Below are 6,580 nucleotides of genomic sequence, written 5' to 3'. Positions count from 1 at the left end.
TTTTTCGTGTTCCAACCGGCAACTTTTTGGTTGACCACAGGGAAAACCCGCTCGGCCCCTGCCTTGGCGTCCCAAGGCCCTGGCACGGCCGACTTGCACAAAGGAAGAACAATCACCTCATTTCATTAATCAAATGCGCGTAGCGGTATTGGGCAGCTGGTGGAAATGGCCAAAACAAAAAGCCCGCCGTCGAAACAGCGGGCCAAAAATCTGCACAAAAAAGTCGGAATTCTGGATTTATGCGGGAATTTGCGGATTTTCGAAGCGGCGCGGGTAGCGGCCGCAGGTAAACCGTTCATCTTCGGGACAATAGCCCAATCGTTCGCAACGCGCCCCGGCGCCGCCGAAAATGACCGGCAGCGCCTCCCGGCAAAGTCCCAGCATGGCCAGGGCCATGGCCCGGATCTCCCACTGGGCCCGGGTGCAGCAGCGCAGTTCGAAAAAGTGCAAAAGCGACCGGCAGTTCATGGTCACGACCACCTTGGTCTCGCAGGCGTTTGGCAACACGAACCGGGCGTCCTCGTTGGCCTTGCCGGCCCGGCCGTGGCGGCCGAGGATCTCCTGGAGCTCGGCGTAGGCCGCCCCGGCCTGCTCCATGGCCGCCTCGAACCGGGCCTTGGCCTCGGGAATGGCGGCCACGGCCGGCGGCAGGACGTAGTCGAAGGAGGCCGCGTCCACGTAGCGCTGGGACTGCTGGGAATAGCTCGCGATGCGGTGGCGCACCAGCTGGTGGGACAGGGCACGGGACACGCCGGCCACGGCAAAGGTGAAGGACACGTGTTCGATGGGCGACTCGTGGCCCGAAGCCAGGATGCGCGAGACGAACTCGGCCTGCCTGTCCCCGGGAATGTCGCCGGAAAGCAGCCTCGGCCACATGTCCGCCACATACCCCGGATGGTAACATTGGCGAAAGGCGGCATAGATGAGGGACAGGGCGTCCGGGGTGTGGGCCAGAAGGGTCACGGCAAGGGTGGTCTGGGGCATCAGTCGAGCATCCGTTTTTTGATGTGCGCGTAGGCCTTGGCCGTGGCCACCCGGCCGCGCGGGGTGCGTTTTATGAGCCCGCACTGGATGAGATACGGTTCGTAGATCTCCTCCAGGGTCCGGACCTCTTCGCTGATGGCCACGGCCAGGGTCTTGACCCCGACCGGGCCGCCCTCGTAGTGGCCGATCAGGACTTCGAGGATTTTGCGGTCCATCTGGTCGAGGCCCTGCGGGTCCACGTCCAGGCGGGCCAGGGCCTCCTTGGCCAGTCCCTCGTCCAGGGTGGCGGCCCCGGCCACCACCGCGAAGTCGCGCAGCCGGCGAAGGAGCCTGTTGGCGATGCGCGGCGTGCCCCGCGACCGCTCCCCGACCACCCGGGCCCCGGCCGGGGTGACGCCGATGCCGAGGATGGCGGCGGCCCGGGTGACGATGCGGGCCAGTTCGTCGGGGTTGTAGAATTCCAGGCGGAAGATGACGCCGAACCGATCGCGAAGGGGCGAGGTCAGAAGCCCGAGGCGGGTCGTGGCCCCGACCAGGGTGAAGGGTTCGAGGTCGATGCGGACCGTGCGTGCCCCGGGCCCCTGGCCGATGATGAGGTCGAGCTTGTAATCCTCCATGGCTGGATAGAGGATCTCTTCCACGGCCGGGGGCATGCGGTGGATCTCGTCGATAAAGAGGATGTCGCCCCGGCGCAGGTTCGTCACGATGGCGGCCAGGTCGCCACAGCGCTCAAGGACCGGGCCGGTGGTGGTCACCAGATTGACGCCGAGCTCCGAAGCCATGATCTGGGCCAGCGTGGTCTTGCCGAGGCCCGGCGGGCCGTAGAGGAGGCTGTGGTCCAGGGCACGGCCCTGCTCCATGGCCGCGCGCAAAAAGACGCGCAGGTTGGCCCGCAGCTCGTCCTGGCCGATGAATTCGTCCAGCTTCGAGGGCCGGATGGTGTCTTCCGGGGAAGCCGGGCCGGCGCTTCCGTCCGGCAGTCCGCAGGTGTCGAAATCGCTGGTCATGACTTCTCGGAGGCCAGGCGCTTGAGCGCCTGCCTGAGGGCTTGGGCCACGTCCAGGTCGGGTTCGGCCTCGAGCACGGCCCCGGCCACCCGCGAGGCGTCGGCGTCGGGATAGCCGAGGTTGGTGAGGCCGGCGATGACGTCGGCCAGGACCCCGCCGCCGATGGCCGGATGGGGGCCGGCGGAGACGGGGCCTTTGCCCTCGAGCTTGTAGGTCAGTTCGATGAAAATCCGCTGGGCGCTTTTCTTGCCGATGCCCGGCACCCGGACGAGGGCGTCGGCGTCGCCGGTGGCCACGATCCGCAGCAGGTCCTCGGTGGTGAAGCGCGACAGGATGGCCAGCGCCGTGCGCGGGCCGAGCTTGGTGATGCCGATGAGCGTGCGGAAGGTCTCGCGGTCGTCAAGCGTTGCGAAGCCGAAGAGTTCGAGGGCGTCCTCGCGGACCACGGTGTGGACAAACAGGCAAACCTGCCCGCCCTGGGGCGGCAGGGCCGCGGCCACGGGATCCGGCAGTTCGAGCTCGTAGCCGACGCCGCCCGGGGTCAGGACAATGGCCCACCGTTCGCGCCGGGCCAGGACCCGTCCTTCCACATATCCGATCATTGCGTCCCGCACAGGCGGCGAAGCCGCCGCTGGTTCAGATGGCACACGGCCGCGGCCAGGGCGTCGGTCGCATCGAGGGCGAACGTTTCCCGGCAGGAAAGCACCCGCCCGACCATGAAGGCCACCTGCGATTTTTCGGCCCGGCCCGTGCCGACCAGGCTCTTTTTAATGATGGTCGGCTCGTAGGAGAAGACCGGCAGCCCGGCCACGGCGCAGGCGGCCAGGGCCGCGCCCCGGGCCTGGCCGAGTTTGAGGGCCGTGCCGGCGTTTTTCGAGACGAACACGTTCTCCACCGCCGCCTCGATCGGGGCAAGCCGGCCGATCAACTCGGCCACGGCCGTATATATCACTCCAAGCCGGGTGGGAAAATCGTTTTCAGACCCGGTGCGCACGACGCCGGCAGCCACGAGTTCCAACACGCCCGATCGCTCGCGCACAACGCCATAGCCCGTCACCCGCGATCCGGGATCGAGTCCGAGCACCATCATTTCCTGGGAAGATTCCATGTCGACAAACAGCCTCGGCAGGAGGCTATGTCCTGCCTGCCGCCCTTCCTACCCGCAATCGGCCAAGAGAACAACACAAGGGAGAAACGGCGCAACTGCCGCCAACGCCCCCACCCAGGGGGGTCCGGGGGGGGGATGCCCCCCCCGGCGGGGCCTGGGGCGGCGCCCCAGCGGGGTCCGGGGCGGAGCCCCGGCCGCCGGAGGAGTCTGACAGCGCCGCCCTACCCCAACAGTTCGTCGGGCAGGTCGCCGTTGGTGTGGACTTTCTGCACGTCTTCGTTGTCTTCCAGGGCGTCGATGAGCTTCAGGAGCTTCTGGCCGTTTTCCACGTCCAGGGCCACGGTGTTGGCCGGCATCATGGCCACTTCGGCATCGTCGGACACCATGCCCGCCGCCTCGAAGGCCCGGCTCAGGGCATCGAAGTCTTCGGGTGCGCAGTGGACTTCCCAGACGTCGCCCTCGTCCGCGATCTCCTCGACCCCGTGCTCGAGGCCCACTTCCATGAGCTGGTCCTCGGTGAAGGTGGCCTTGGGGAAGGAGAAGACGCCCTTTTTGGCGAACATCCAGCCCACGCAGCCGGCCTCGCCCATGGCCCCGCCGCCCTTGGCCAGGATGTGGCGCACCTCGGCCACGGTCCGGTTGCGGTTGTCGGTGGCCGCCTCGACCAGGATGGCCACGCCGCCCGGGCCGTAGCCTTCGTACATGACCTCGTCGAAGTTCTCGCCGGCGATCTCGCCCGTGCCCTTCTTGATGGCCTGCTCGATCTTGTCCTTGGGCAGGTTCACGGCCTTGGCCGCGGCAATGGCGGTTTTGAGGCGGTTGTTGAGCGCCGTGTCGGCCCCGCCGGCCTTGGTGGCGAGCATCAGCTCCTTGGTCACCTTGGTGAAAAACTTGCTCTTCTTGGCGTCCTGGACCGACTTGCGGGCCTGGATGTTATGCCATTTGCTGTGTCCGGCCATTGCTCCTCCTGGGATGTCCACGGGCGTTCGCCCGAAATGTTTATGGGAGTGAAGATGCCTCCGGCGGCCGGGAGGGGGTCACCCCCTCCCGGACCCTCCCGTCCCGGGGGCCGCCTCTGCCCGGCCGCAAAGCCGGCCGGGCAGAGGCGGCCCCCCAAACGAGAGCATCCGGACAGGCAGTCGGCATCCGGATATACCGTCCCGGGTTTCCAAAGGGCCAAGCCCTTTGGCCGCCGGAGGCTTCAATACGACAATCTTCCGTCAGCCAGACGCGACCGCGCCGGTAAATCCCGTGGCCACGTAGAAAATTTCCTTGCTCTCGGCCCGCGAACTCTGGGGCTTGGCCACCCGGACCTTTTGAAAGAACTCCCGAAGCCCTTTCAGGTAGGCCGGAGCGTCCGGGCCCTGAAAGATCTTGACCACAAACCCGCCGCCGGGCCTCAGCCGCTCCCTGGCCACGGACAGGGCGGCCTCGCACAGCTCCAGGGACCGGCACTGGTCCGTGAACTTGATCCCCGTGGTCTGGGGGGCCATGTCGCTTATGACCACGTCAAAGGGGCCGAAGGCGGCAAAGGCTTCCAGGATGTCGGGACCCGGGTCGAGCATGTCGCCGAGCAGGTAGGTGACGTTGTCCGGAAACTCCGTGCCGGCCGGATTGAGGTCGATGGCCAGCACCCGGCCCTGGGGGCCGATCCGTTTGGCCGTAAAAAGGGTCCACGAACCCGGGCAGGCCCCGAGATCGAGCACCTTGGCGCCCGGAACCAGGAGGCGCGATTGTTTTTCGATCTCCTGGAGCTTATAGACCGAACGGGCCGGATAGTTCTCCAGCTTGGCCTTGTTGAAATAGTGGTCGCGATAGATTTTCATGGCGGCTGCCCCCGATACCGTTAACTGAGACAGGTTTCAAGGAAAAGACGCCCTATGCCCTCTGGCGAGCGCCCGCAGCGGACAACCGTTGTCGACGAAACCGGCTCCCCACGCGCCCTGGGCGTGGGTCCGGAAACCTTTGCGTCCTTTGGCCGCGGCCCCGAGCCGGTCTTTCTCGGCCTCGGCCCGGACCCGGCCGTGGCGGTCGGACTGGCCGGCGGCCGGCCGGCGGCCTTTTTGGAATGCCCGGCCTTTGCCGCGGCCATGCCGCCGCCGTGGGCCCAAGCCGTCCCGGCCGATTGGGAACGCCTGGAACCGGAGGCGCTTTCGCCCGCGCGGGCGGCCCGGTCCACGTTTTACCTCTACCGCCAGAACACGCGCCTTTTCCCGAGCTTCTGGGGGTCGATCTGGGCCAGGGCCCAGCTCGCCCTCCTGCCCCGGCCGGAGAAGGCCGAAACGACCCCGGCCGTGCTCCTGGCCCGGCGCCAGGGCGGGCTCCTGGAGCCGGAAATCGCCCGGGCCCTGGCCGCCCTCGGCCGGCCCGTCACGGACATCCCGGCCGAGGCCTCGGGCCCGGCCGTGGCCCGGATGCTTGCCGCCGGCAAGCCGTCCCTCTTTCTTTGCGTAAACGGCGCGGGCCTGGACGACGACGGCCTGCTTTTTTCCCTGCTGGCCGAGGCCGGGGTGCCGGTGGCCGTCTGGTTCGTGGACAACCCGTTCCACGTGCTCGGCCGTTTTCGCGGCGCGTTTTGGAAAAAGGCCCGGCTCTTCGTCACGGACGGGGCCTTCCTGGCCCCGCTGCGAAGCCTTGGCGCCCAGTCCGCCGTCCACCTGCCCCTGGCCGCCGCGGACCATTTCTTCACGGCCCGGCCGGAGCCGGGGCTGGCCAACCGGACGGTCTTCGTCGGCCGCAGCGCCTTTGCCGGGCGCGACCAGTTTTTCGCCGGCTGCCGGGTGCCGGAGGCCCTTCTGGCCACGGCGCGGTCGCTGGTCGCGGCCGGGGGCCGGCCGGACTTTTTCTGGTGGCGCGCGCGCCTCGGGGACGCGCCCCTTTGGCCGGGCAAGGCCGGGCGCACGGCCGGGCTGGGGGCCGAAACGGCCAGCCTGTTCCTTCGGGCCGGGGTCCTTGCCGCCCTGGCCGGGGCCGTGCCGCTGTCCGTCTACGGCGACCCGGGCTGGCAGGGCCTTTTACCCGAAAGCGCCACCCTTCACGGCCCGATCGACTACTACGGGCCCTTGGCCGGCCTTTACGCCGGGGCCGGGCTCGTGGCCAACGTGACGAGCCTTCTTTTGCCAGGCGGCCTGACCCAGCGCCACTTCGACGTCTGGGCGGCCGGGGGATGCCTTCTCACCGACGCCACGCCCGGCCTGCCCCTTTTTCCGGCCCGGCTGACGGCCCCGGTCACCTACGCCACCCCGGCCGGGGCCGCGTCCCTGGCCAGGACACTCCTGGCCGACCCCGGCCGCCGGGCGGACATCGCGGCCGGCTGGCGGCGGCTCATGGCGGCCGAACACCGCTACGAGCACCGGCTGGCGCTGCTCCTCGACCAGTGCACCCTCTGAAAGACACAACCAGCGAAGCGTCCCCTTGCCGCGCCCCGTTTCGGCCTTAGCTTCCGGGCAGCACACACGAACAACGCCGACAAGGCGGGAGG

General features: G+C 68.2%; 7 protein-coding genes. 1 reads left to right on the top strand and 6 read right to left on the bottom strand.

Annotated features, from left to right (window positions below):
- Positions 1-237 precede the first annotated feature (237 nt).
- The 6 genes from thyX to DFW101_RS18105 form a co-directional block, all read right to left on the bottom strand.
- A complete protein-coding gene (gene thyX, locus DFW101_RS18130; protein WP_009182971.1) occupies positions 238-984 on the bottom strand; it encodes an FAD-dependent thymidylate synthase in 747 nt (248 codons plus the stop codon).
- Positions 984-1,991, bottom strand: a complete 1,008-nt coding sequence (gene ruvB / locus DFW101_RS18125; RefSeq protein ID WP_009182970.1) for a Holliday junction branch migration DNA helicase RuvB — start codon at positions 1,989-1,991, stop codon at positions 984-986. The genes thyX and ruvB overlap by 1 nt, the downstream gene beginning before the upstream one ends.
- On the bottom strand, positions 1,988-2,593 hold the full coding sequence (gene ruvA / locus DFW101_RS18120; protein WP_009182969.1) for a Holliday junction branch migration protein RuvA: 606 nt from the start codon (positions 2,591-2,593) through the stop codon (positions 1,988-1,990). The genes ruvB and ruvA overlap by 4 nt, the downstream gene beginning before the upstream one ends.
- Positions 2,590-3,099: a crossover junction endodeoxyribonuclease RuvC gene (ruvC, locus tag DFW101_RS18115; RefSeq protein ID WP_009182968.1), complete on the bottom strand. Its 510-nt coding sequence runs from the start codon at positions 3,097-3,099 to the stop codon at positions 2,590-2,592. Before ruvC ends, ruvA begins: the two co-directional genes overlap by 4 nt.
- 221 nt (positions 3,100-3,320) lie before the next feature.
- A complete protein-coding gene (locus tag DFW101_RS18110) occupies positions 3,321-4,058 on the bottom strand; it encodes a YebC/PmpR family DNA-binding transcriptional regulator (RefSeq protein ID WP_009182967.1) in 738 nt (245 codons plus the stop codon).
- A 261-nt stretch (positions 4,059-4,319) separates the two neighbouring features.
- Positions 4,320-4,925 carry an RlmE family RNA methyltransferase gene (locus DFW101_RS18105; RefSeq protein WP_009182966.1) on the bottom strand — a complete coding sequence of 202 codons (606 nt, stop codon included), beginning with the start codon at positions 4,923-4,925 and terminating at the stop codon, positions 4,320-4,322.
- Between the two features lie 54 nt (positions 4,926-4,979).
- On the opposite strand from DFW101_RS18105, the gene DFW101_RS18100 reads away from it, so the two are divergent.
- The gene (locus DFW101_RS18100) at positions 4,980-6,488 is read left to right on the top strand and encodes a glycosyltransferase family protein (RefSeq protein WP_009182965.1); all 1,509 of its coding nucleotides are present in this window, start codon (positions 4,980-4,982) and stop codon (positions 6,486-6,488) included.
- Positions 6,489-6,580 lie beyond the last annotated feature (92 nt).

It is taken from the genome of Solidesulfovibrio carbinoliphilus subsp. oakridgensis, assembly GCF_000177215.2.
Taxonomy (GTDB): Bacteria; Desulfobacterota; Desulfovibrionia; order Desulfovibrionales; family Desulfovibrionaceae; genus Solidesulfovibrio; species Solidesulfovibrio carbinoliphilus.
The sequence above is the reverse complement of the archived record's forward strand: the minus strand, read 5'-3'. Positions and strand labels throughout refer to the sequence as shown.